Source organism: Flavobacterium xinjiangense, assembly GCF_900142885.1.
Taxonomy (GTDB): Bacteria; Bacteroidota; Bacteroidia; order Flavobacteriales; family Flavobacteriaceae; genus Flavobacterium; species Flavobacterium xinjiangense.
Map to the genome: position 1 here is coordinate 87,915 of NZ_FRCL01000012.1, position 26,210 is coordinate 114,124.

The following is a 26,210-nucleotide window of genomic DNA, read 5'->3' on the forward strand; positions in this document are numbered from 1 at the left end:
TATATAAGATGTCAAGAATAGGTAAAAGTCCGGTTGTAATCCCTGCTGGTGTAACTGTTGAAGTTGCAAATGGTATTATTACTGTAAAAGGAAAAAATGGTCAACTAACTCAGGAGTTTTCGGACGTTACTGTTACAGTTGAAGACGGTCAAGTTCAAGTAGAAAGATCGTCTGATCACAAAGACCAAAGAGCAAAACACGGTTTGTACAGATCTTTAATCAATAATATGATTATCGGTGTAACAGATGGTTTTACTAAGTCATTAGAATTGGTAGGGGTTGGTTATAGAGCTTCAAATCAAGGACAAAAATTAGATTTAGCACTTGGTTATTCTCACAATATAGTTTTAGAAATTGCTTCAGAAGTTGTTTTGGAAACGATATCTGAAAAAGGTAAAAACCCAATTGTGAAATTAACATCGATAGACAAACAACTTTTAGGTCAGGTAGCTGCGAAAATCAGAGGTTTCCGTAAGCCTGAGCCGTATAAAGGGAAAGGTGTTAAGTATGTAGGGGAAGTATTAAGAAGAAAAGCAGGTAAATCAGCTTAAAAAATAAGATTATGTCATTAACAAAACCTGAAAGAAGACAACGAATTAGATTCAGAATTAGAAAAACGATCAGTGGTACTGCTACTAATCCAAGACTATCTGTATTTAGAAGTAACAAAGAAATTTATGCTCAACTTATTGATGACGTAAACGGTGTTACTATATTGGCGGCTTCTTCAAGAGAAAAAGAAATAGGTAACGGTACGAACATTGAAGTTGCTACAGCAGTTGGAAAACTAGTTGCTGAAAAAGCGATAAAAGCTGGGATAGAGGTAGTAACTTTCGATAGAGGAGGTTATTTATATCACGGTCGTATTAAATCATTAGCGGAAGGCGCGAGAGCGGCTGGACTTAAATTCTAATATAGTATGTCTAATAGTAAATACAAGAATGTAGAGCTAGTAAAACCAAGTGGTCTTGAATTAAAAGATCGTTTGGTAAGTGTTAATCGTGTTACTAAGGTTACAAAGGGTGGTAGAGCTTTTGGTTTTTCTGCTATTGTAGTTGTAGGTGATGAAAACGGAGTTGTTGGTCACGGATTAGGAAAATCTAAAGATGTTTCTGAAGCAATTGCGAAAGCAGTGGAAGATGCAAAGAAGAATTTAGTAAAAATTCCTTTGAATGGTAAATCAGTTCCTCACGAACAAAAAGGTAAATTTGGTGGTGCACGTGTATTTTTAATTCCTGCCTCTCATGGTACAGGAGTTATTGCTGGTGGAGCTGTTCGTTCAGTTCTTGAATCAGTAGGTATTCATGATGTATTATCTAAATCTCAAGGATCTTCAAATCCTCACAACGTAGTTAAAGCAACTTTTGATGCTTTATTACAAATGAGAAGCGCTTATACTGTTGCAAAACAAAGAGGTGTTTCTTTAGAAAAAGTTTTTAAAGGTTAATTCAAGGAAATTATGGCTAAATTATTAGTAAAACAAGTTAGAAGCAAAATCAACTGTCCTCTTACTCAAAAAAGAGGTTTGGAAGCTTTAGGTCTACGTAAAATGGGACAAATTGTAGAGCATGATTCAAATCCTACAATCCTTGGGATGATAAATAAAGTTAAACACTTAGTTTCTGTTGAAGAAACTAAATAACAAATACTGTTATGAATTTAAGTAATTTACAACCTGCTGAAGGTTCTACACACAATCAAAATAAAAGATTAGGTAGAGGAGAAGGTTCTGGAAAAGGTGGTACTTCTGCAAGAGGTCACAAAGGAGCAAAATCTCGTTCTGGTTATTCTAAAAAGATTGGTTTTGAAGGTGGGCAAATGCCACTTCAAAGACGTGTACCTAAGTTCGGTTTTACAAACATCAATCGTAAAGATTACGAAGGTGTTAATCTTGACACACTTCAACTTTTGGTTGACAATGGTGTGATTAAAGATACTGTTGATATGACAGTTTATGTTGCTAATCGTTTGGCTACCAAAAACGAAATCGTTAAGATTTTAGGTAGAGGTGAATTGACAGCAAAATTAAAAGTAACCGCTCACAAATTTACTGCTACTGCAAAAGCTGCTATCGAAGCTGCTGGTGGAGAAGCTGTAACCATGTAATTTTTCAATTAATATGAAGAAATTTATTGAATCAATAAGTAATGTTTGGAAAATCGAGGAACTGAAAAATAGAATCCTAATAACATTGGGTTTGCTTTTAGTTTATCGTTTTGGAGCACACGTTACACTTCCTGGAATTGATGCAACTCAATTAAACAGTTTAGCTGGTCAAACCAAAAATGGTATCGGATCTATTTTAGATATGTTTACCGGAGGTGCTTTCTCTAAAGCTTCAGTTTTTGCTTTAGGGATAATGCCATATATTTCTGCATCTATTGTTGTTCAGTTAATGGGAATTGCGATTCCGTATTTGCAAAAGCTTCAAAGTGATGGAGAAAGTGGTAGAAAAAAGATTAATCAAATTACCCGTTGGTTAACAATAGGTATTACTTTAGTTCAAGGTCCAACGTACATTTATAATTTGTACAGAACCTTGCCTAGTAGTGCTTTTTTGTTAGGATTTAATTCATTTGAATTTCTATTTTCTTCAGTAGTGATTCTAGTTACAGGGACAATATTTGCCATGTGGTTAGGTGAAAAAATTACTGATAAAGGTATTGGAAACGGAATATCATTATTGATTATGGTTGGTATCTTGGCGAGATTGCCTCAAGCTTTTATGCAGGAGTTCACAACTAGAGTTACTAACAATAACGGTGGACCAATGTTATTGGTTATCGAAATTATTATTTGGCTTTTAGTTATTATTGCTTGTGTATTGCTCGTAATGGCAATCAGAAAAATACCGGTTCAGTATGCTCGTCGTACAACTTCAGGGGATTACGAACAAGATTTAATGGGTGGAAATAGACAATGGATTCCATTGAAGCTTAATGCTTCTGGTGTTATGCCTATTATATTTGCTCAGGCAATTATGTTTATTCCAGCTGCAGTGGCGGGTTTATCAAAATCAGATGCATCACAATCAATTGTTGGCGCTTTTAGTAATATGTTCGGATTCTGGTATAATTTCGTATTTGCAACTTTGATAGTTGTATTTACTTTCTTTTATACTGCAATTACAGTTCCTACTAACAAAATGTCTGATGATTTAAAGAGAAGCGGCGGTTTTATTCCTGGTGTTAGACCTGGAGTTGAAACTTCTGATTATCTTGACAAAGTGATGTCTTTAATAACTTTTCCAGGATCTTTATTTCTTGCTTTGATAGCTGTGTTCCCAGCAATTGTTGTGAGTCTGATGGATGTTCAACAATCTTGGGCAATGTTTTTTGGAGGTACTTCATTAATAATTATGGTTGGTGTTGCCATAGATACAATTCAACAAATTAATTCATACTTGTTAAACAAACATTATGATGGTTTAATGAAAAGTGGTAAAAATAGAAAAGCAGTAGCTTAACTTATGGCAAAACAATCAGCAATAGAACAAGACGGATCAATCATTGAAGCATTATCAAATGCAATGTTCCGTGTAGAGTTAGAGAATGGACATATTGTAATCGCCCACATATCTGGAAAAATGCGTATGCATTACATCAAATTATTACCTGGTGATAAAGTGAAACTAGAAATGAGCCCTTACGATTTGTCAAAAGCAAGAATTACTTATAGATATTAAAGGATATTCAAAATGAAAGTTAGAGCTTCAGTAAAAAAGAGAAGTCCCGAGTGCAAAATTGTGCGAAGAAAAGGGAGATTGTACGTAATAAACAAAAAGAATCCTAGATTTAAACAAAGACAAGGATAATTATGGCAAGAATAGCAGGGGTAGATATCCCAAAAAATAAGAGAGGTGTTATAGCACTTACCTACATCTTCGGATTAGGAAATAGTAGAGCTATTGAGATTTTAGAAAAAGCTCAAGTTAGCCAAGATAAAAAAGTTCAAGATTGGAATGATGACGAGATCGGAGCAATTCGTGAAGCAGTATCAGCATTTAAAATTGAAGGAGAATTACGTTCTGAGGTTTCTTTAAACATCAAGCGTTTAATGGATATTGGTTGTTATAGAGGTATCCGTCATAGAACTGGTCTTCCTTTAAGAGGACAAAGGACTAAAAACAACTCTAGAACAAGAAAAGGTAAAAGAAAAACTGTTGCTAACAAGAAAAAAGCAACTAAATAATAAGTAATATGGCTAAAGCAACTGCAAAAAAACGTAAAGTTATCGTTGAATCAACGGGAGAGGCTCATATTTCTGCTACCTTCAATAACATCATCATTTCTTTGACAAACAAAAAAGGTGAAGTTATTTCTTGGTCTTCAGCTGGTAAAATGGGTTTTAGAGGTTCTAAAAAGAACACTCCATACGCAGCCCAAATGGCAGCAGAAGATTGTAGTAAAGTAGCTCTTGAGGCAGGACTTAAAAAAGTAAAGGTTTATGTAAAAGGACCAGGAAACGGACGTGAGTCTGCTATTCGTTCTTTGCATAATGGTGGTATTGAAGTTACAGAGATTATCGATGTTACTCCAATGCCTCATAATGGATGTCGTCCTCCGAAAAGACGTAGAGTTTAATACTCAAAATATTTTTAGTATAACCTAGATAGAATAACGATTATCGAAGGATAAGACCTGAATTCATAATCTCTATCTTAAACAATTTAAAATGGCAAGATATACTGGTCCAAGTACAAGAATCGCTCGTAAATTTGGCGAGGCAATTTTCGGAGACGATAAAGCTTTCGAAAAAAGAAATTATCCACCCGGACAACACGGGATGGCTAAAAAAAGAGGAAAAAAATCTGAATTTGCTATCCAGTTAATGGAGAAACAAAAAGCTAAATATTCTTACGGAATTTTAGAAAAACAATTCAGAGGTTTATTCAAAAAAGCATCAGCTACTAAAGGTGTTACTGGTGAAGTTCTTTTACAATTATGTGAAGCAAGATTAGATAACGTTGTTTTTAGAATGGGTATTGCTCCTTCTAGAAGAGGTGCTAGACAACTTGTTTCTCACAGACACGTTACTGTTAACGGTGATGTAGTAAATATTGCTTCTTACCACCTTAAACCTGGTGATAAAGTTGCAGTTCGTGAAAAATCTAAATCTTTAGAAGCTATCGAACGTTCTTTATCTAATTCAAGTCATGTTTATGAATGGATTACTTGGAATAACGATATCAAAGAGGGTACTTTCGTTTCTGTACCTGCGAGACTTCAAATCCCAGAAAACATTAAAGAACAATTAATCGTAGAGTTGTACAACAAATAATAATTGACTTAGTCGAAATTTATGGCAATATTTAATTTTCAGAAGCCCGATAAAGTTATCATGATCGATTCAACCGATTTTGAAGGTAAATTTGAATTCAGACCTTTAGAACCTGGTTACGGATTGACCGTTGGTAATGCACTTAGAAGAGTTTTGCTTTCAGCATTAGAAGGTTATGCAATTACATCTGTTCGCATTGAAGGTGTAGATCATGAATTTTCTACTATTCCAGGAGTTGTTGAAGACGTTACCGAAATTATCCTTAATCTAAAACAAGTGCGTTTCAAACGTCAAATTGAAGATATCGATAATGAAGCAGTTACTATTTCTGTTTCTGGTAAAGATCAATTAACAGCTGGTGATTTTCAAAAATTCATTTCGGGTTTCCAAGTTTTGAATCCAGAACTAGTTATCTGTAATTTAGATAGTAAAATCAAACTGAATTTCGATTTAACAATCGAAAAAGGTAGAGGATATGTTCCTGCTGAAGAGAACAAAAAACAAAATGCTGCAATAGGAACTATTTTTACGGATTCTATTTTTACTCCGGTAAAAAACGTAAAATACGCAATTGAAAACTTCCGTGTAGAGCAAAAAACAGATTATGAGAAATTAGTTTTTGAAATAAAAACTGATGGATCAATCAATCCAAAAGATGCACTTACAGAAGCTGCAAAAGTTTTAATTCACCATTTCATGTTGTTCTCTGACGAAAGAATTACACTCGAGGCTGACGAAATTGCACAAACAGAATCATATGATGAAGAGTCATTACATATGAGACAATTGCTTAAAACTAAGCTTGTTGATATGGATTTATCTGTAAGAGCATTAAATTGTTTGAAAGCGGCTGAAGTTGATACACTTGGTGATTTAGTATCGTTCAATAAAAATGACCTAATGAAATTCCGTAATTTTGGTAAAAAATCTTTAACTGAACTTGATGAACTTGTTGCAGTTAAAAATTTAAACTTCGGTATGGATTTAGCAAAATACAAACTAGATAAAGAATAATCTAAGCCGCAAGGTTTAAATTTACATAGCAATGAGACACGGAAAAAAATTCAATCACTTAAGCAGACAGACTGCGCATAGAAAATCTATGTTAGCTAATATGGCTTGTTCTCTTATCGAGCACAAACGTATTAACACTACTGTCGCTAAAGCAAAAGCGCTTAAACAATTCGTTGAGCCTTTAATAACAAAATCAAAACAAGATACGACTCACAATCGTCGTATCGTTTTTGCTTACTTACGTAGCAAATATGCCGTAACTGACTTGTTCAGAGACGTAGCAGCTAAAGTAGGTGACCGTCCAGGTGGATACACTCGTATCATTAAAGTTGGAAATCGTTTAGGAGATAATGCTGATATGGCAATGATCGAACTAGTAGATTTTAATGAACTTTACAATGGTGGTAAAAAAGAAGTTAAAAAAGCAAAAAGCCGTCGTGGTGGTAAAGCTAAGAAAGATGAAGCTACTGAAGCTCCAGCTGCCGAAACTGAAACAACTACTGAGACTGCTGAGTAATTATGAAAATAATCATTCAATAAAAATCAAGGATAAGCTATTTATAGTTTATCCTTTTTTTTTAATTTTTTTTCAAATTTTAGGAGCAGAACATTATATTTTTATAAGAACATTTTACCTGCTTTTCGCTATATCTTTTTCTAATTCTTCCTTCGTCAGAATTTGAAAAAAGGATGCCGTTTCAATCGGGGCTATTTAGAATTATTGTTTTTCATAGTAAAGCTCAAAAAAATATCATCGAATCTTCAAAACTTATATTTCTTTTAATCCTTGCATCCATTGGTTTAAAGAATTAAATTTGTACAATATTTAACTACACATGAAATATACAACACGACAAAAAGCAATTCTACTATTAAGTGACGGAACCATATTCCATGGGAAATCTATTGGAATCAGCGGAACCACTTTTGGAGAAGTTTGTTTTAACACAGGAATGACAGGTTACCAAGAAATATTCACTGATCCATCTTATTTCGGTCAATTAATGGTGGCTACTAATGCCCATATAGGGAATTATGGAGTAAATGAGCAAGAAGTTGAATCGGATAGCATTAAAATTGCTGGTTTGGTTTGTAAAAATTTTAGCTTTAATTATTCTCGTGAAGGAGCTTCAGGGAGTTTAGAAGACTATTTTGTAAAGCAAAACCTTATCTGTATATCTGACGTTGATACCCGTGCGCTAGTAAGTTACATACGCGATAACGGTGCTATGAATGCTGTAATTTGTACAGATGAAACACCAATTGAAGAATTGAAGGTTGCATTAGCAAAGGTTCCAGACATGAAAGGTTTGGAATTAGCTTCTAAAGTATCTACTAAGGAGCCGTATTTTTATGGGGAAGAAAATGCAACCTACAAAATCTCAGCTCTTGACTTAGGAATTAAAACGAATATTCTTCGTAACCTTGCCAAAAGAGATTGTTATATCAAGGTTTTTCCTTTTGATTCAAGTTATCAAGACTTAGCTGCATTTAATCCACATGGATATTTTTTATCTAATGGTCCTGGTGATCCGGAGCCTCTTTCTGGAGCAATTCAGGTTGCTAAAGAAATTTTGGAGAATGATAAACCTTTATTTGGGATTTGTCTTGGGCATCAAGTAATTGGATTAGCAAATGGCATTTCAACTTATAAGATGTTTAACGGACACAGAGGAATCAACCATCCTGTGAAAAATTTAATTACAGGAAAAGGTGAAGTTACTTCTCAAAATCATGGTTTTGCTGTAAACAAAGAAGAATTGGACAATCATCCAGACTTAGAGATTACACATCTTCATCTCAATGATGGAACTGTTGCTGGGATGCGCATGAAAAACAAAAATTGTTTTTCTGTTCAGTACCATCCAGAAGCAAGTCCTGGTCCTCATGATTCTTCTTACTTGTTTGACCAATTTATTGAAAATATAAAAGGGTAAGATTTTATTAAGTTTATTTTAGATAAACATATAAAGTTTAAATATTTAGGGTTTGACTTTTTAATTAAAGTCAAACCCTTTTTTTATAAAGCAATATAAAGTTACATCCCAAAAGGGTAGGTTTCTGGAATTTGGTTTCCTTCTGGCTGAATATGAATCGGATGTAAAGCCTTTGTTTCATCAATAAAAATAAAAGCGTCATATCTTTTTGGCATAATTGTAGGGACATAGTTTCCAAACCTCTCATGTTCTGGATTATAAACAACACCTATTGCCCGATGCCCAATATAGGACGAAATGCATTTCTCTTCTTTCAATTTGTTCATCAATAATAATTTATTTTGTCCCTTGCTTGCAAGATGAAAAGTATGTTCCCAACTTCCTTCAACTGCTTCGGGAACTTTTATTTTTCGCATAGAATCGCCCCATTCTCTACCAGCAACTACACTGCCTTTGTGCGATCCAAATCCTACTGCAAGAACTCCGTCAGTTGAATGTTGCTCTCTTAATAGTTGTCCTACATTTACCATTCCTTCGGATGCCATATATGTAGCGCGCGCATCGCCGATATGTGTGTTATGTTCCCAAACAATTATTTTTGCTTCCTTTCCATGAAATTTCATGAGCCGTTCTATAGTGGAAACCATATGCTCATCGCGAATATTCCAAGAAGCTGAACCTCGTTTTATCATGGCGCGGTAATATTTTTCAGCATTTCTGGCTATGAATGCATTTTGTTCTGTGCTCAAGACATTCTCTGCATCATGATTATAGTTGGGAGCATTTTTTACTATTTCGGTAAGCATATGCAGGATTTCTTTTTCACATAATTCCGGAACATATGAAGAGGCTCGGGCATAGGTTTGCCCTTCGTCCTTGCCGTAGGGTTCAAAACATTTCATAGCATTTTTTGCAATTACCAGTGCTTTTGGATCATTTTTTTCTAAATATTGAATGATCGAATTCATGGACTCTCTGAAGCTATATACATCCAGCCCGTAAAATCCGATTCTTTTGTCAGCAGGAAGATCTATGTTATAACTCTTTAGCCAATCTATAAATGCTGCTACTTCCCAATTTGCCCACATCCATGTTGGCCATCTTTTAAATTCATTAAGTACATTGTAGATATCCGTTCCTGAATTTAGATATCCTTTAGCAAAACGATTTAAACGATAGCAGTCAGGCCAATCACCTTCAACTCCTACAAAAGAAAATCCTTTTTCCTTAATTAGCCTTTGTGTGATTTTTGCTCTCCATGTATAGTACTCGTGCGTGCCATGTGAGGCCTCTCCTAAAAGTACATATTTGGCCTCTCCAATGTAATCCATCAGAGGATCTAGGTCTGCTAGATTTTCTAATGGAGTAGCTGTTTTCTTTAATAATTCTATAATTTCACTAGAATTGGTTAAATTGTTAAGGTCTGCAAAAGTTCTCATCACATTTTTATTTTTTTTAATAAATACATTGAATAGTTAAAATTTATAAAAAAGAATTACGACTTAAAGTGTATTTTTGTTTCTCGAAAACAAGAACATAAAGTTAGGTTATATTATTGATAATCAAGTCATTTTGTTTTTAATTGTGAATTTACACGAATTTGTTTTAATTAAAACTGTACAGTAAAATATTTTGGTCAAATCGAGGTTAATTTTTTATTTTTATTTAAATGGAATTAAAAAAAATAACAGATAATGTAAAAATAAATTCTTAAAATAGCCTAAATGTTTTGTTTGTCAAATAATTATAACGTTTTCGTTAATAACATTCGTTTTTTTCATAAAATCATTCGAAAAGATAGAATATATTTGTATTTTAAAATTTAAACTTTAGTATTATGAGTATAATTATCAAAATTCACGCAAGACAAATTTTCGATTCAAGAGGAAATCCTACAATTGAAGTAGATGTAATTACAGATAATGGTGTTTTAGGAAGAGCTGCTGTTCCATCTGGAGCTTCAACTGGAGAGCACGAAGCAGTTGAATTACGCGATGGTGGAAAGGCATTTCTTGGAAAAGGAGTTTTGAATGCAGTGAAGAATGTTAATACCGTAATTTCTGAAGAGCTATTAGGAGTTTCAGTTTTCGAACAAAATGTTATTGATCAAATGATGATTGATTTAGATGGTACGCCAAATAAATCTAACTTAGGAGCAAACGCTATTCTAGGAGTTTCTTTAGCTGTTGCAAAAGCGGCTGCTAATGAATTAGGGTTGCCTTTATACAGATATGTAGGTGGAGTTTCTGCAAATACACTGCCAGTTCCAATGATGAATATCATCAATGGTGGTTCTCACTCTGATGCGCCGATTGCGTTTCAAGAATTTATGATTTTCCCTGTGAAAGCAAAATCTTTTTCTGAAGCAATGCAAATGGGAACAGAAATTTTTCACAGTTTGAAAAAAGTTTTACATGATAGAGGACTTTCTACTGCAGTAGGTGATGAAGGTGGTTTTGCACCAAATCTTCCTGGAGGAACTGAGGATGCTTTAGATACAATCAAGAAAGCAGTTGAAACGGCTGGATATACTTTTGGAGATGAAATCATGATTGCTTTGGATTGTGCTGCAGCTGAATTTTATGTAAATGGTAAATATGATTATACTAAATTTGAAGGTGAAACAGGTAAAATTAGATCTTCTGCAGAGCAAGTTGATTACTTAGCAGAATTAGCAGCTAAATATCCAATCATTTCTATCGAAGACGGAATGGATGAGAATGACTGGGACGGATGGAAATTGCTTACTGATAGAATTGGAGATAAAGTACAATTAGTTGGAGATGATTTATTCGTTACAAATGTAAAACGTTTGGCAACTGGTATTGAAAAAGGTATTGCTAATTCTATTCTTATAAAAGTGAACCAAATTGGAACTTTAACAGAAACTATCGCAGCAGTAAATATGGCCAAAAATGCGGGTTATACTTCAGTAATGTCGCATCGTTCAGGAGAGACAGAAGATAATACAATTGCAGATTTAGCAGTAGCTTTAAATTGCGGTCAAATTAAAACAGGTTCGGCTTCTCGTTCAGATCGTATGGCTAAATACAATCAATTATTAAGAATTGAGGAAGAATTAGGAAATACAGCTTATTTTCCGGGTTTAAATGCTTTCAAAATAAAATAATTTAAAATATTTTTCAAGAAAAAGCCATTCAAGTAAATTGAATGGCTTTTTTAATATTTAACATATTCATTGTATTATTCTCTTTTTAATTAGTCTTAAATTCCCTAGATTTGGTAAATTATTATTTAAAAAGTTTATTTCAATTATATTATGTCGAAAACAGCAATATTAGAGATCGATAGTGAGAAATTTGAACTGCCTATTATCAAAGGAAGTGAGAATGAAGTTGCTATTGATATTAGTAAATTACGTGATTTATCAGGAGTAATAACTCTTGATCCGGGTTATAAAAATTCAGGTTCATGCACCAGCGAAATCACTTTCCTAGATGGTGAACTTGGAATCCTTCGTTACAGAGGGTATTCAATTGAAGATTTAGCCGGAAAAGGGCACTTTCTTGAAGTATCCTATTTAGTTATTTTTGGAGAATTGCCAACTGCAGCGCAATTGGAGCATTTTGAAACAAATATTAGAAAATACACTTTGGTTAACGAGGAAATGAAGAACATCATTGATGGTTTTCCTAAAACGGCGCATCCTATGGGTGTTTTAGCTGCTTTGACAAGTGCATTGACAGCATTTAACCCAAAGTCGGTAAATGTTGAAAATGAAAAAGAAATGTACGAAGCGGTTTGTAAGACTATGGGTAAATTCCTAGTGATTGCTACTTGGACATATAGAAAAACGATGGGTTATCCTTTGAATTATTATGATAATACTAAAGGGTATGTTGAGAATTTTATGCGTTTAATGTTTGAATTGCCAACTGAACCTTATAAAGCAAATCAAGTTGTAATTGACGCTTTGGATAAATTATTCATTCTTCATGCTGATCACGAGCAAAACTGTTCTACTTCGACAGTTAGAATGGTAGGTTCTTCTCATGCAGGTTTATTCGCTTCAATTTCTGCGGGAGTTTCTGCCCTTTGGGGACCTTTACATGGAGGAGCAAATCAAGCAGTACTTGAAATGTTAGAAGAAATTCACAGAACAGGTGGAGATGCTGATAAATATTTAGATAAAGCTAAAGATAAAAATGATCCTTTCCGATTAATGGGTTTTGGTCATAGAGTTTATAAAAATTTCGATCCAAGAGCAAAAATCATTAAAAAGGCAGCAGACGAAGTTTTAGCTACTTTAGGTGTTGATGATCCAATTCTTGCTATTGCAAAAAAATTAGAGGAGTCAGCACTTGTTGATGAGTATTTTGTTTCAAGAAAATTATATCCAAACGTAGATTTTTATTCGGGAATTATATACAGAGCATTAGGTATTCCTACTGACATGTTTACCGTAATGTTTGCAATAGGTCGTTTGCCTGGTTGGATCGCACAATGGAAAGAAATGCGTGAAAACAAAGAGCCTATTGGAAGACCAAGACAGATTTACACAGGTCATCCTTTGAGAGATTTCAAAACATCTGATAAAAGATAAATTCAATTTAAAAAGCTTCACTAATTTGTGAAGCTTTTTTTATATTTGTCAAAATGAAAAAAAATGCTTGAGTTAAATATAAAGAATGAAACTTCAAGACTACGGGCTGTAGTTCTGGGGACTGCATTACATAATGGCCCAACACCTAAAGCAGTGGAGGCTTATGATCCAAAATCATTAGAGCATATTTTGGCGGGAACTTATCCGCTTGAAGAAGATATGATTAATGAAATGGAAGCGTTTAATAAAGTGCTTAAGAAATACAATGTAACTGTCTTTCGACCAGAAATGATTGAGAATTATAATCAAATATTCACTAGAGATATTGGATTTGTTATTGATGATATTTTTATAAAATCAAATATTTTACCAGAAAGAGAACGAGAATTAGATGCTATCCAATACATAATTGACCAGATTGATCCTAAAAAAGTCGTTCGTCCACCTGAGGAGGTCCATATAGAAGGCGGAGATGTGATTTTGTGGAATAATCATATCTTTATCGGAACCTATAAAGGAAGTGACTATAAAGATTATATTACGGCAAGAACTAATATTCAAGGAGTACAGTTTATTAAAGATTTATTTCCAAATAAAATTGTCAAAGAATTTGATCTAGTGAAATCCAAAATGGAAGCTAGGGATAATGCCTTGCATCTTGATTGTTGTTTTCAACCTGTTGGGAAGGATAAAGGAATTATTTACAAAAGTGGATTTCGTGAAGAAGCGGATTACTTATTCCTTGTTAACCTTTTTGGAAAAGAGAATCTCTTTCACATCACTCGTGACGAAATGTATGACATGAATTCGAATATCTTTTCTATTGATACTGATGTAGTGGTTTCAGAAAAAAACTTTACCAGATTAAACAATTGGTTGCGTGGCAATGGTTTTGTAGTTGAAGAAATTCCATATGCTGAAATTGCAAAGCAAGAAGGATTATTGCGCTGTTCTACTTTGCCTTTAATTAGAGATTAATTTCATCTGAATAAAAATATAAAAATCATGAAACAAACAACAAATTCCATATTGATGATTCGCCCGGTAGCGTTTCGAATGAACGAGCAAACGGCTGTAAATAACTATTACCAAAAAGTTTTAGACGGACTTTTACCGGCAACAGTCAACGCAAAAGCACAACAAGAATTTGATGCTTTTGTTGAAAAACTAAGAGCTGTAGGTGTTGATGTAACAGTTGTTGATGATACTTTAAATCCAGATACGCCAGATAGTATTTTTCCAAACAATTGGATTTCTTTTCACGAGAATGGTGACGTAGCATTATATCCAATGTTTGCCGAAAATCGTCGCGAGGAAAGACGGGAGGAGATTTTGGATATGCTGGAGGACAAAGGTTTTGTAATTAATAATATTGTCGATTACACTTCGGCGGAGGAAGACGGTTTTTTCTTGGAAGGAACTGGAAGCTTGCTTCTGGACAGAGCTAACAGTAAAGCCTATTGTGCTTTGTCACCTCGAGCAGATGAAGAATTATTCATAGAATTCTGTGAAGATTTTGATTATGCACCAGTAATTTTTGAAGCATATCAAACTGTTGATGGAGAGCGAAAATTAATTTATCATACAAATGTGATGATGTGTTTGGGTGAAACCTTTGCCGTGATATGCTCCGATTGTATTGATGACAAAAAAGAGCGCAAAATGGTTTTGGATAATCTGAAAGAAAATGGGAAAGAGATCGTCCTGATTACCGAAGCGCAAGTGAATAACTTCGCAGGGAATATGCTTGAAGTTCGTGGCGCAAATGACAAAAGGTATTTGGTTATGAGTACATCGGCATATCAAAGTTTAACGCCAAAACAAATTGCGCAGTTAGAAAAACATGCTGAAATATTGAGTTCAAGTTTAGATACTATCGAGGCTTGCGGTGGAGGAAGTGCCAGATGCATGATGGCAGAAATTTTCTTGCCTAAAAATTAATTGATGTCTTTTTTATAATCTGGCACTGCTCACAGCCTTGTCAGATTATAAAAATTATTTATCTATGTTAGATTTCCTTTAATTATATTGATAATTGCACTGACTATATATTGAATTCCAATGGCAATTACAATAAATCCAATGATTCTTGAAATAGCAACAATTCCGGATGCTCCAAGTATTTTTGCTAAATAGTGTGCGCTTCTAAGAATGACAAAAATCGCAACAGCAATGGCAAGAATAGCAAGTGAAGAGATAATAATGTCACTTGTTGAATTGTGTTCCTGATAAAATGCAATAAGTAAAGAAATAGATCCAGGACCCGCAAGCATTGGTATGGCGAGTGGAGTCAATGCAATATCATTTCTTTTTTGAGCATCGGTTTCTATTTTTTTGTTAATCCCTCTTTTTTTATTGAATTTGCCTGAAAGCAATGAAAATCCCGAACTTACAATAATTATTCCTCCGGCAATTCGGAGCGCATCAATACTGATTCCAAAAAAAATCAAAACATATTGACCTATAAAAAAAGAGATTATTAGAATGGCAAATACATTTATCGCCGTCCATAACGAAATTCTAGAACGTTCTTGTTTAGTGTCGTCTTGAGTGAGTCCAACAAATATTGGAACGGTGCCAATAGGGTTTAAAACTGAAAAAAGAGCCACGAAAAGATAAATGAAAAGGTCCATATTATTAATATTAAGACCGCAAAAATACTCTTTTTTTAAATTTCTTCTTCGTTTTAATGTTACGTTATTGTTTTTATAAGTGTCGCAACAAAACCTGAAAATTGCTGAACGCTTAAACCTTTTTGATTACTTTTGCACAATATAATTATATAAAATGATAAAAAATAAAAAAACGTTGGTTCTTGGAGCTTCTACAAAACCGGCTAGGTATGCTTTTATGGCAATTGAAAAATTGGTTGAAAAAGGTCATTCCGTTCTTGCAATAGGTCAAAATGCAGGTGAAGTGGCAGGAATAAAAATCCAGACTAAAGCGATTCCATTAAAAAATATTGATACAGTTACTTTATATTTAAATCCTGCGCGTCAGCGTGATTATTATAATTATATAGTCGAGGCACAGCCAAAACGTGTAATCTTTAATCCAGGGACTGAGAATCCGGAGTTTTATCAGTTGTTAAAATTAAATGACATAAAAGTTGAAATAGCCTGTACATTGGTTTTGTTATCCACAAATCAGTATTAGTTTTTTTAGAAGCTATTCCTGCTATCCATTTCAATCTTTGAACAAAACAGTATTTTTTCTTATAAAACAAGAGCTTCCGTCGGTCGCTCTTTTTTTATAAGAAAAAATTACCGTTTTTTATCAAAGGATTTCCATTTCTATCAGGGCTAGGGAAACAAGAACTTTGAGATTTAAAAATAATTTAAAACCTAGTTTCTTGTACCGCGGGTTTACTAATCAATAACAATCCAATAAAAGTGATTAGCCCGTTTACAATAATTAGTTCGTTATCGAAAACATATCCAAAAAATAACACTTTTGAATTTTCGCTAATAAAGAAAGTCAGTGCTGGTGATAATAGACATATGAATGGCACCAGTTTGTCTTTGACGGTTTTAGTTTTTACAAATAATCCAAAACAATATAATCCCAAAAGCGGACCATACGTGTAAGAAGCAACTCTGAAAATCATTCCTACTACAGAACTGTCATTAATAGAATTGAAAAATACAATAACAATAAACATTAGAAACGAAAAACCGATGTGAACAAAATGTCTGGTTCGCACGATATTTGGTTTGTTTAGATTTTCGATTTTATCCATGCCAAGAAAATCGACGCAAAACGAAGTGGTAAGTGCTGTCAATGCGGAATCAGTTGTAGCAAATGTTGCTGCTGTTAAACCTAACAAGAAAACTATTGAAGGAATCAAAGTCAAATGATGAAATGCAATTTCTGGAAAAAGTAAATCCGTTCTTGGTTTTCCAGTTATTAAATCGGTCGGGACTTCAATTCCGTTTTTATTGGCATAAATATAAAGTAATGCTCCTACACTTAGAAAAAAGATATTGATAAGAACAAATATTGCGGTAAAAGTGAACATGTTTTTTTGGGCTTCGCCAATATTTTTGCAACTCAAATTTTTCTGCATTAAATCCTGATCCAGCCCAACCATTGCAATAGTTACAAACATTCCGCCCAAAATTTGTTTCACAAAATGAAACTTGCTTGAGACAAAATCTTCAAAAAAGAATGTTTTAGAATAATTGCTGTTTTTCACTTCCTCAAAAGCTTCAAAAATATTCAGGTTCAAGCTTCTGCAAATAAAGAAAATAGTCAAGAAAACCGAAGTGACTAAGAAGAATGTTTGTAAAGTATCCGTAATGATTATCGTTTTTAAGCCACCGCGATAGGTGTAAGCAAATATCAAGGCGAGCGAAATTAATACCGTAACGGCAAACGGGATTCCGTAATAATCAAAAACATAACGTTGTAAAACAATAACTACCAGATACAATCTAAACGAAGAACCAATTGTTCGGCTAATTAAAAAAATCGTGGCGGCGGTTTTATAAGAATAAGTTCCTAATCGACGTTCTATATAACCATAAATGGAAGTCAAATTCATTCGGTAGTATAAAGGAAGCAAAACTTTGGCAATAATTATAAATCCAATTGCGTTACCTAATACGAACTGAAAATACTTGAATTGTTCACCGTTTGGAGAACCCACTTCGCCAGGAACAGAAATAAAGGTCACGCCGGAAAGTGCGGTTCCTATCATTCCAAAGGCGACCAAATACCATTTTGAATTTTTATTGGCTTTAAAAAAAGCATCATTTCCGCTGTCTTTTTTACTTACAGCATGTGAGATGTAGAATAGGATTCCAAAATAAATGGATACTAGTAAAAGTATGGTGCTTGGGGTCATTTTTTGAATTTAAAGTGACCAAAATACGATTTTTTGTCTAACGGATTAACGGATTAACCGTTTTATTCTTTTAACCATTCAACCGAGAAACAGATTGAACAAATTACTACATTTGCATCTATGGAATTTTCTTCAAAATTAATTGAAAAAGCAGTCAATGAAATGTCTCAATTGCCTGGAATCGGTAAGCGAACGGCATTGCGATTAGTATTGCATTTATTGAAACAACCCAAGGAACAAACAGGCTTTTTGGCGCAAGCAATAGTGACTATGCGCGAAGATATCAAGTATTGTGAAAGCTGTCATAATATCTCTGATAGTATACTTTGTGAAATTTGCGCTAACAAAAACAGAAATCATCAGATCATATGTATTGTTGAGGATATACGAGATGTGATGGCTATAGAAAACACAGGTCAATTCAGAGGAATCTATCATGTTTTAGGAGGTAAAATTTCACCAATAGACGGTGTTGGTCCTAGTCAGTTAAATATAACTACGCTTGTTGAAAAAGTAAAATCAGGAAGTGTAAACGAAATAATTTTTGCTTTAAGCTCCACAATGGAAGGGGATACAACCAATTTTTATATCTATAAACAAATTGGCGAAAGCGAGATAATTATATCAACAATTGCACGAGGAATTTCAGTAGGAGATGAATTAGAATTCGCTGATGAAGTCACCTTGGGAAGAAGTATATTGCACCGAGTTCCTTTTGAAAAGGCCTTTAAAAATAATTAATCCATTTAAAAAATAGCGATTCTTTTTAAATAGTAAATGAAAACCTATATTTGTCGTTAAAAAGATTGAAATGAGCAAGTCAGTAGTCTATTTATTGCTATGTATTAGTGTTTTATTATCTTCGTGTATCCCAACGCAGGATTTAATTTATCTTCAAAAAAAGGATAATTCAAGTGATGAAATGTCGATTTCGGTGGTTGAGTCAAAACCGTATAGATTGCAAACGAATGATGTTTTGAGTATCACGATTAAGGCAATTGATCCTAAATTAGTAGCGATTTTTAGTACGACGAATCAAGGAGAAACGGGTAAGTCAGAAACGGGATTGTATTTTGATGGCTTTACCGTGGATGATCATGGAAATATTAGAGTGCCGGTATTAGGAGAACTAAATGTGATCGGTTTTACTTTGGAGGAAATAAGATTGAGAATTGAGAAACAATTATTAGCGGAATATTTCAATAAGGAAGCCAATATTTTTGTCACTGTTAAATTAGCAGGATTTCGCTATACCATCAATGGAGAAATAGGAAGTACGGGAACTAAAACTTTATTTCAAGAACATGTAAATGTAATGGAAGCGATTGCAAATGCTGGGGATATAACCATTACCGGGGATAGAAAAGCGGTTACAATCATGAGAAAAACACCTACGGGAGTCCTGATGCATGATATTGATCTTACAGATATTAATGTAATGAATTCTCCTTATTTTTATTTACAACCCAATGATTATATTTATATAAAACCGCTCAAGCAAAAAACTTGGGGAACCGGAAAAACCGGAATAGAATCCTTCAGTACTATCACTACATTATTTTCAGTGGCAACAACAATCTTCTTTTTACTATTTAAAAATTAAAATACATTTCAAAAAATGTTAGACATAAAAGATTTTTCAATTTTTGAAGACCAGGTAAGTTTTGACTTTAAGGGTTTTTTAATAAAAATCGGTAGTTATTGGAAATGGTTTTTAATCAGTCTTTTAATTACCTTCACCATTGCTTATCAAGTTAATATCCGTAAACAGAAAATTTACGGGATGGAAACTCTTATTTCCGTAAAAGAAGAAACAAATCCACTGTTTACCTCTACGACCAGTCTAGTTTTTAACTGGGGTGGTACTTCAGACCAGGTTCAAACTATTTCAACTACTTTACAATCGAGATCGCATAATGAATTAGTAGTTGATAAATTACAATATTATATTAGTTACCTGGTTCAAGGGAAATATAATTTGGAAGATGCCTATGGTGCGGTTCCTTTTTATGTAAATATAGATAAATCAAAAGGTCAATTATCTGGAGGTCTCATTGGTATCAAATTTTTGAGCGAAAATATCTATGAAATCAGAATTCCATTTGCAAGTCAAAACGTTTCTTTAATAACCTATTCTAATAATTCCTACAGTAATACAGCAGTTGAGCAGGGTGATTTTGTAAAAAGGTACAAGGTAGGAGAGCAGGTCTCATTGCCTTTTTTGAATTGGAAATTACAAATAAAAGACAATCCCGGTTTTTACAAAGGAAATGAATATTTTGTGCAGTTTAATGATTTTGATGGAACTGTTTCTGGTTATCGAGGAATAAATGTTCGGTCAGATGACAAGGGTGGTTCTATAATTACTTTAGGGATGCAAGGGCCTAATAAGGCAAGAATGGTCGAATATTTGAATGCGACTGTAAAAATGCTGATAAAAAGACAACTAGACAGTAAAAATCAATTTGCGACAAATACTATTGCGTTTATTGATAGTACCCTGGTTGCTATGGAATCTCAACTAAAGGAAACCGGAAATGAGCTGAAAACCTTTAGAAAAGACAAAAATATATATGATGTAGAAGCAGGGGGTGAAAAATTTTCTGATAAGATTCTCGAGTTTGATGTCAAGAAAGACGAGGTAACACGTAAAATGGCGTATTACAATTCTTTAAAATCATATTTAAGAAACAGCGTCGATTATTCTAAACTTCCAGCACCATCAGTGGCGGGTATTGATGATCCTAATATTGTAATGAATGTCTCTAAATTGATTGGCCTTTCTGCACAAAGATCGGAGATGGCCTATGCGGTGAAAAGTGATAAGATATTCAAAGATTTTGACAACCAAATGGAGGCTGTCAAAAACGTATTGTTAGAAAATATTTCTACAGCAAAAGCTTCTTTGCAAGGCGATTTAGCGGTGGTTAGCAGTAAAATTAACGAAACGGAAAGTACCATTAAACAGCTTCCGGAAGACCAACAAGAGTTGATTAAGATTAAAAGAAAATATGATTTAAGTGATAATATTTATAGCACTTTTCTTCAAAAAAGGAGTGAAGCTGATATTGTTAAAGCGGCAAATTTATCAGATATTCATTTTATAGACCCTGCAAAGGATATAGGCGGAGGACTTATCGGTCCAAAAACATCAGTTAATTATGTTTTGGCATTATTCCTGGGAATACTCTTTCCGTTGCTTTTTGTGTTTATAATTTTCTTTATCAATAATTCTATTCAAAACACGGAGGATATAAGTAAATTAACAAAAATTCCTTTGATTGGAGTTATTGGGCTAAGTAAAGAGACTACTAATCTTGCAGTATTTGACAAACCAAAATCTGCTTTGTCAGAATCTTTTAGAGCCGTTCGTTCTTCACTTCAGTTTTTATATAAACAGCAACATGTAGATGGGGCGAAGACACTTATGATTACATCCTCGGTGAGTGGTGAAGGAAAAACGTTTTGCTCTCTAAATATTGCAACAGTATTTGCACTTAGCGGGAAAAAGACAGTTGTCATTGGTCTTGATTTAAGAAAACCTAAACTATTTGCTGAATTTAATTTAACTAACGAGGTAGGGGTAGTCAATTATCTAATTAACCAAAAAACCGTTGACGAAATTATAATTCCTACACAAATTCCTTTTCTGGATGTTATTCTTTCCGGACCGGTTCCTCCCAATCCGGCAGAGATGATCATGAGTGAAAGAATGAAGGATTTAATGGAAGAATTAAAGAAAAAATACGATTATATTATATTGGATACTCCGCCGGTTGGACTGGTATCTGACACTTTAGAATTAGCGCAATATTGTGATGTAACCTTATATATAGTAAGACAGAATTTCACCAAAAAAGAAATGATTACACTTCTGAATAATAGGGTTAAACGTGGAGAGTTAAATAATACTAGTATTATTTTGAATGGGTTTGAGAACAAGGCGAAATATGGTGCTGGATATGGGTACGGCTATGGATATGGCTATGGATACGGGACGTATTCAAATGGATATCATGAGGAGGACAGACCAAAAACTATCTATGAAAGAATACTTAAAATAGTACGTCCAAGAGTTTCTAAATAATTGGATTTTTTAAATTAAGAAAAGATGGAAAATGATATTAAAAATACGGTATTAATTACAGGTGGAGCTGGATTTATAGGCTCTAATCTATGTGAATATTTTTTATCTAAGGGACATAAAGTGGTTTGTTTTGATAATTTTGCAACGGGATACCGACACAATCTTAAAGATTTTATAAACAATGCAAATTTTCTTTTAATTGAAGGGGATATACGTAATGCTACCGATTGTCAAAATGCTGTAAAGGGCGTTGATTATGTTTTGCATCAGGCAGCTTTGGGATCTGTGCCTCGTTCCATCAATGATCCGATTACTACTAACGATGTTAATGTCTCGGGTTTTTTGAACATGCTAGTTGCTTCAAGAGATGCTAATGTGAAACGATTTATATATGCTGCAAGTTCATCTACTTATGGGGATTCGGTGGGATTGCCAAAAGTAGAAGAGGTGATTGGAAAACCACTTTCTCCGTATGCAATTACAAAATATGTAAACGAGTTATATGCAGAGATTTTTAGCAATACATACGGAATGGAAACTATAGGTTTGCGTTATTTTAATGTTTTTGGACGAAAGCAAGATCCTAACGGAGCATATGCAGCTGTTATTCCAAAATTTGTGATGCAATTAATGCAATTGGAGAGCCCTCAAATTAATGGTGATGGAAACTATTCCCGTGATTTTACTTATATTGATAATGTTATTCAAATGAATGAATTGGCGATGTCAACAAAGAATGTGGAAGCAGTTAATACGGTTTATAACACCGCTTATGGTGATAGGAATACGTTAAATGACTTAGTGGGTTATTTGAAGGAATTCTTAGCTAAGTATGACGAAAGAATCGCCAATGTTGAAGTAGGGTATGGACCTAATAGAGCAGGAGATATTCCTCATTCTTTGGCTAGTATAGCCAAAGCGAAAGAATTATTGGGGTATGATCCAAAGTTCTCTTTGCAGGAAGGATTAAAAGAAGCGGTTGATTGGTATTGGAAGAACCTTAGGTAAAAGAGGGATAATAGAATAAAATTGAAGAAATGAAAATTACTAAAATATGTTGCATTGGTGCCGGATATGTTGGAGGTCCAACCATGGCAGTTATTGCGCAAAAATGTCCTGAAATTAAGGTAACTGTTGTTGATTTAAATGAAGAGCGTATTGCCGCTTGGAACGATGAGAATATCGATAATATTCCGATTTATGAACCAGGTTTGGATAAAGTTGTTGCGGAGGCCAGAGGAAGGAACTTATTTTTCTCCACTGATGTTGAAAAGGCGATCGATGAAGCCCAAATCATTTTTATTTCGGTGAATACGCCTACCAAAACCTATGGAAAAGGAAAAGGGATGGCAGCTGATTTAAAATATATTGAATTGTGCGCCAGACAAATTGCCAGAGTAGCAAAAGATAACAAAATAGTGGTAGAGAAATCAACTCTTCCGGTGAGAACAGCTGAAGCAATCAAAAGTATTTTGGATAATACAGGGAATGGCGTTCAGTTTCAAATTCTGTCCAATCCTGAGTTTCTTGCTGAAGGAACCGCTGTGGAGGATTTGTTAAACCCTGATCGGATTTTAATAGGGGGGGATTCTACCCCAGAAGGGCAAAAAGCAATTCAGGCATTGGTTGATGTATACTCTAACTGGGTGGATGCTGATAAAATATTAACTACGAATGTTTGGTCTTCGGAATTATCAAAGCTGACTGCTAATGCTTTCTTAGCGCAAAGGATTTCATCGATTAATGCGATGTCTGAGCTTTGCGAAAAAACGGGAGCAGATGTAAATGAAGTTGCGAAAGCTATCGGGATGGATAGTAGAATTGGATCAAAATTCCTGAAAGCATCTGTTGGCTTCGGAGGTTCCTGTTTTCAAAAGGATATTCTTAATTTAGTTTATATAGCAAAATCCTATGGATTAAATGAAGTAGCCGATTATTGGGAACAAGTAATCATCATGAATGATCATCAAAAAAGACGGTTTTCTAACAATATTGTACAAACGCTGTACAATACCGTTGCGGATAAAAAAATCACCTTTTTGGGTTGGGCTTTCAAAAAAGATACTAATGACACCAGAGAATCAGCAGCCATTTATGTTGCTGATGATTTAATCAATGAAAATGCTAAAATTGCGGTCTTTGATCCTAAAGTATCCAGAAAAAAAGTATTGGCAGATTTGGATTATTTAGAAACAAGAACCCCTTCATCTAATGAAAGGAATGTGTTGTCATTTGACAGTCCTTATGATGCCTGCGCAAATTCACATGCCATAGCAGTACTTACGGAATGGGATGAGTTTATTCAATATGATTGGCTAAAAATATATGATTCGATGCAAAAACCTGCTTTTGTATTTGATGGAAGAAACATCTTGAATGGTCCGGCGCTAGAAGCCATTGGATTTATTTATCAAGGGATTGGTTCTTAAAAGAAAATAATATGATTCTTTTGGATGTAATTATTAAAAAGTGATGGCATCCAAAGGGGCTAATAATAAAATATTTCAATACAAAACGCAAGATGAATTGGTATGTAGTTTATACAAAACCTAAATGGGAGAGAAAAGTAGCGGAGCAATTAGGGAAAATTGGAATCGAATGCTATTGCCCATTAATAACGGTGGTGCGTCAATGGTCTGACAGGAAGAAAAAGATAGAGGTTCCTTTATTCAATTCTTATGTCTTTGTGCAGTTAGCAGAATCAGACCGGAATTTAGTATTTCAGTCTGCAGGTGCTGTACGTTATTTATTTTGGTTAGGAAAACCAGCAATCGTCAAAGACGAAGAAATTGATGTAATAAGGAAGTGGCTTCATACTCCAGATTCATATGACGTTTCCTTAACTTCGATTCAGGTTGGGGATTCTATAGAACTAGAGTCAGGCCCATTTTCTAAACAGAAAGCAATTGTTAAAGAAGTTAATAAAACACATTATATTCTTGTTTTAGAATCACTAGGCTGTGTTTTGAAAATGAAGTTAAAGTAAATGATAACATTTAGATAGTTTAAAAATGATTTACGGTACGTTTTTATATCGTTGCATTTTTTAACTGATAATAAAATATAAAAATTTAGATGAAAAAAATATTAATTACCGGTGGAGCCGGGTTTATCGGGTCACATGTTGTCCGACTTTTTGTTACAAAATATAGCGAATATCAAATCTATAACCTGGATGCGCTTACTTATGCAGGGAATTTAGAAAATCTTGCAGATATTGAAAATGAGCCTAATTATACTTTTCTAAAAGGGGATATTACCGATGAAAGTTATATCACTAATTTGTTTGAAAAACACCAGTTTGACGGCGTTATTCATCTTGCTGCTGAATCCCATGTTGACCGATCCATAGAAGATCCTATGGCATTTGTGAAAACGAACGTGATTGGGACTGTTAATTTGCTTAACGCAGCCAGAAAACTCTGGGCTAATAACACCGAGGGGAAACGGTTCTACCATATTAGCACCGATGAGGTATATGGTTCTTTGGGGGCAGAGGGTTTGTTTACGGAGACTACTTCATATGACCCTAACTCTCCGTATTCAGCTTCAAAGGCAAGCTCGGATCATTTTGTACGAGCTTATGGTGAAACTTATGGTTTGCCTTATGTACTGACGAATTGTTCTAATAACTATGGGCCGAATCATTTTCCTGAAAAATTAATTCCGTTATTCATTAACAATATTATTACTAATAAAGCTTTGCCGGTTTATGGTGACGGGAATTATACCCGTGATTGGCTGTTTGTTGTAGATCATGCCAGAGCTATAGACTTGGTTTTCCATGAAGGAATAAATCATGAGACTTATAATATTGGAGGATTTAATGAATGGAAAAATATTGACCTAGTGCAATTATTGTGCTCGATCATGGATGATAAGTTGGGACGAGTTGTAGGTGAATCTGCAAAATTGATCACCTATGTCAAAGACAGACCAGGACATGATTTGCGTTATGCTATTGATGCAAATAAAATAAACAAACAGTTGGGTTGGGAGCCTTCAGTAACTTTTGAGCAAGGGTTAGAAATTACGGTTAATTGGTATTTGAATAATGCAGATTGGTTGAATAATGTAACTACTGGGGAATATGCGACTTATTATAAAAAACAGTATTTGAAATAGTCCTATTGTTATTTATCCGGATGTAATTAGAATTTTATTTTAAACACATAGAAACATAGGTTTTTCTGGTTTTCAAAGAAATTTGGAAATAGAAGTCTATGTTTCTATGTGTTTTAATTTTTGGTTTGATCGGTATTCATGAATTTTTTCTCTTGTCTTGATTACTCACGCGTTAATAATTTATTGGAGTTGGTGAATCGATGATTTCAAAAAAAACAAAAGATCAAGCCTCAATATTTTTATCCCAAAAATCATCGTACGTATTTCTCTATCGCGACCCCAGCCGCTCGTGTTCACACTCGACTCGGGGGTCACTCCCTTCTGCCAGCGCTGAAATTCTTACCGTGATTTTCTAGT

General features: G+C 34.2%; 29 protein-coding genes. 26 read left to right on the forward strand and 3 right to left on the reverse strand.

Annotation, left to right across the window (positions count from 1 at the left end):
- The first annotated feature begins 8 nt into the window (after positions 1–8).
- The 14 genes from rplF (at position 9) to carA (ending at position 8,231) form a co-directional block, all read left to right on the forward strand.
- Complete coding sequence (gene rplF, locus BUC23_RS13765; protein WP_073210375.1) at positions 9–551, forward strand: 50S ribosomal protein L6; 543 nt, start codon at positions 9–11, stop codon at positions 549–551.
- 11 nt (positions 552–562) lie between these two features.
- Positions 563–913 (forward strand): 50S ribosomal protein L18, encoded by a 351-nt coding sequence (gene rplR, locus BUC23_RS13770; RefSeq protein ID WP_073210377.1) that lies wholly within the window; start codon positions 563–565, stop codon positions 911–913.
- Between the two features lie 6 nt (positions 914–919).
- Entirely contained in the window at positions 920–1,447 is a 528-nt protein-coding gene (rpsE, locus tag BUC23_RS13775) for a 30S ribosomal protein S5 (protein WP_073210380.1), read from the forward strand.
- Positions 1,448–1,459: 12 nt separating this feature from the next.
- Positions 1,460–1,642 (forward strand): 50S ribosomal protein L30, encoded by a 183-nt coding sequence (gene rpmD / locus BUC23_RS13780; protein WP_073210382.1) that lies wholly within the window; start codon positions 1,460–1,462, stop codon positions 1,640–1,642.
- A gap of 11 nt (positions 1,643–1,653) precedes the next feature.
- Entirely contained in the window at positions 1,654–2,106 is a 453-nt protein-coding gene (gene rplO / locus BUC23_RS13785) for a 50S ribosomal protein L15 (protein WP_066081007.1), read from the forward strand.
- 13 nt (positions 2,107–2,119) lie between these two features.
- Positions 2,120–3,466 (forward strand): preprotein translocase subunit SecY, encoded by a 1,347-nt coding sequence (secY, locus tag BUC23_RS13790; RefSeq protein ID WP_073210384.1) that lies wholly within the window; start codon positions 2,120–2,122, stop codon positions 3,464–3,466.
- Between the two features lie 3 nt (positions 3,467–3,469).
- Entirely contained in the window at positions 3,470–3,685 is a 216-nt protein-coding gene (infA, locus tag BUC23_RS13795; RefSeq protein WP_007136545.1) for a translation initiation factor IF-1, read from the forward strand.
- A gap of 12 nt (positions 3,686–3,697) precedes the next feature.
- Entirely contained in the window at positions 3,698–3,814 is a 117-nt protein-coding gene (gene ykgO, locus BUC23_RS13800) for a type B 50S ribosomal protein L36 (RefSeq protein WP_008992256.1), read from the forward strand.
- Positions 3,815–3,816: 2 nt separating this feature from the next.
- Positions 3,817–4,191, forward strand: a complete 375-nt coding sequence (rpsM, locus tag BUC23_RS13805; RefSeq protein WP_073210387.1) for a 30S ribosomal protein S13 — start codon at positions 3,817–3,819, stop codon at positions 4,189–4,191.
- Between the two features lie 8 nt (positions 4,192–4,199).
- The gene (gene rpsK, locus BUC23_RS13810) at positions 4,200–4,583 is read left to right on the forward strand and encodes a 30S ribosomal protein S11 (RefSeq protein ID WP_024981527.1); all 384 of its coding nucleotides are present in this window, start codon (positions 4,200–4,202) and stop codon (positions 4,581–4,583) included.
- A 91-nt stretch (positions 4,584–4,674) separates the two neighbouring features.
- The gene (rpsD, locus tag BUC23_RS13815; RefSeq protein WP_073210389.1) at positions 4,675–5,280 is read left to right on the forward strand and encodes a 30S ribosomal protein S4; all 606 of its coding nucleotides are present in this window, start codon (positions 4,675–4,677) and stop codon (positions 5,278–5,280) included.
- Positions 5,281–5,301: 21 nt separating this feature from the next.
- A complete protein-coding gene (locus BUC23_RS13820; RefSeq protein WP_073210391.1) occupies positions 5,302–6,294 on the forward strand; it encodes a DNA-directed RNA polymerase subunit alpha in 993 nt (330 codons plus the stop codon).
- Positions 6,295–6,325: 31 nt separating this feature from the next.
- Positions 6,326–6,811 (forward strand): 50S ribosomal protein L17, encoded by a 486-nt coding sequence (gene rplQ, locus BUC23_RS13825; RefSeq protein ID WP_073210393.1) that lies wholly within the window; start codon positions 6,326–6,328, stop codon positions 6,809–6,811.
- Positions 6,812–7,130: 319 nt separating this feature from the next.
- A complete protein-coding gene (gene carA, locus BUC23_RS13830) occupies positions 7,131–8,231 on the forward strand; it encodes a glutamine-hydrolyzing carbamoyl-phosphate synthase small subunit (protein ID WP_073210395.1) in 1,101 nt (366 codons plus the stop codon).
- A 101-nt stretch (positions 8,232–8,332) separates the two neighbouring features.
- Here the strand turns inward: carA and BUC23_RS13835 are convergent, their stop codons facing one another.
- A complete protein-coding gene (locus BUC23_RS13835; RefSeq protein ID WP_084538356.1) occupies positions 8,333–9,670 on the reverse strand; it encodes an erythromycin esterase family protein in 1,338 nt (445 codons plus the stop codon).
- 398 nt (positions 9,671–10,068) lie between these two features.
- On the opposite strand from BUC23_RS13835, the gene eno reads away from it, so the two are divergent.
- The 4 genes from eno (at position 10,069) to ctlX (ending at position 14,736) form a co-directional block, all read left to right on the forward strand.
- A complete protein-coding gene (eno, locus tag BUC23_RS13840; RefSeq protein WP_073210397.1) occupies positions 10,069–11,361 on the forward strand; it encodes a phosphopyruvate hydratase in 1,293 nt (430 codons plus the stop codon).
- Between the two features lie 150 nt (positions 11,362–11,511).
- Positions 11,512–12,795 (forward strand): citrate synthase, encoded by a 1,284-nt coding sequence (locus BUC23_RS13845; RefSeq protein WP_073210399.1) that lies wholly within the window; start codon positions 11,512–11,514, stop codon positions 12,793–12,795.
- Between the two features lie 63 nt (positions 12,796–12,858).
- Positions 12,859–13,773 (forward strand): dimethylarginine dimethylaminohydrolase family protein, encoded by a 915-nt coding sequence (locus BUC23_RS13850; RefSeq protein ID WP_073210402.1) that lies wholly within the window; start codon positions 12,859–12,861, stop codon positions 13,771–13,773.
- A gap of 27 nt (positions 13,774–13,800) precedes the next feature.
- On the forward strand, positions 13,801–14,736 hold the full coding sequence (ctlX, locus tag BUC23_RS13855) for a citrulline utilization hydrolase CtlX (protein WP_073210403.1): 936 nt from the start codon (positions 13,801–13,803) through the stop codon (positions 14,734–14,736).
- Between the two features lie 62 nt (positions 14,737–14,798).
- Here the strand turns inward: ctlX and BUC23_RS13860 are convergent, their stop codons facing one another.
- Positions 14,799–15,428: a MarC family NAAT transporter gene (locus tag BUC23_RS13860; protein WP_073210405.1), complete on the reverse strand. Its 630-nt coding sequence runs from the start codon at positions 15,426–15,428 to the stop codon at positions 14,799–14,801.
- A gap of 157 nt (positions 15,429–15,585) precedes the next feature.
- Between BUC23_RS13860 and BUC23_RS13865 the strand changes: the two genes are divergently transcribed.
- A complete protein-coding gene (locus BUC23_RS13865) occupies positions 15,586–15,951 on the forward strand; it encodes a CoA-binding protein (RefSeq protein ID WP_073210433.1) in 366 nt (121 codons plus the stop codon).
- A 181-nt stretch (positions 15,952–16,132) separates the two neighbouring features.
- Here BUC23_RS13865 and BUC23_RS13870 read toward each other — a convergent pair whose 3' ends face one another.
- Positions 16,133–17,641, reverse strand: coding sequence for a sodium:solute symporter (locus BUC23_RS13870; RefSeq protein WP_073210407.1), 1,509 nt, complete (start codon positions 17,639–17,641; stop codon positions 16,133–16,135).
- Between the two features lie 120 nt (positions 17,642–17,761).
- Here BUC23_RS13870 and recR point away from each other — a divergent pair, with 120 nt between their 5' ends.
- The 7 genes from recR to rfbB all read left to right on the forward strand — a co-directional run bounded on the left by recR (position 17,762) and on the right by rfbB (position 25,853).
- Complete coding sequence (gene recR / locus BUC23_RS13875; protein ID WP_073210410.1) at positions 17,762–18,382, forward strand: recombination mediator RecR; 621 nt, start codon at positions 17,762–17,764, stop codon at positions 18,380–18,382.
- A 70-nt stretch (positions 18,383–18,452) separates the two neighbouring features.
- Positions 18,453–19,244 carry a polysaccharide biosynthesis/export family protein gene (locus BUC23_RS13880; protein WP_073210412.1) on the forward strand — a complete coding sequence of 264 codons (792 nt, stop codon included), beginning with the start codon at positions 18,453–18,455 and terminating at the stop codon, positions 19,242–19,244.
- Between the two features lie 15 nt (positions 19,245–19,259).
- Positions 19,260–21,728, forward strand: coding sequence for a polysaccharide biosynthesis tyrosine autokinase (locus BUC23_RS13885; protein ID WP_073210413.1), 2,469 nt, complete (start codon positions 19,260–19,262; stop codon positions 21,726–21,728).
- Between the two features lie 24 nt (positions 21,729–21,752).
- Positions 21,753–22,736 carry an SDR family oxidoreductase gene (locus tag BUC23_RS13890; RefSeq protein WP_073210415.1) on the forward strand — a complete coding sequence of 328 codons (984 nt, stop codon included), beginning with the start codon at positions 21,753–21,755 and terminating at the stop codon, positions 22,734–22,736.
- A 29-nt stretch (positions 22,737–22,765) separates the two neighbouring features.
- The gene (locus BUC23_RS13895; protein WP_073210417.1) at positions 22,766–24,157 is read left to right on the forward strand and encodes a UDP-glucose 6-dehydrogenase; all 1,392 of its coding nucleotides are present in this window, start codon (positions 22,766–22,768) and stop codon (positions 24,155–24,157) included.
- Positions 24,158–24,249: 92 nt separating this feature from the next.
- Positions 24,250–24,714 (forward strand): UpxY family transcription antiterminator, encoded by a 465-nt coding sequence (locus BUC23_RS13900; protein ID WP_073210419.1) that lies wholly within the window; start codon positions 24,250–24,252, stop codon positions 24,712–24,714.
- A gap of 89 nt (positions 24,715–24,803) precedes the next feature.
- Positions 24,804–25,853, forward strand: coding sequence for a dTDP-glucose 4,6-dehydratase (rfbB, locus tag BUC23_RS13905; RefSeq protein ID WP_073210421.1), 1,050 nt, complete (start codon positions 24,804–24,806; stop codon positions 25,851–25,853).
- Positions 25,854–26,210 lie beyond the last annotated feature (357 nt).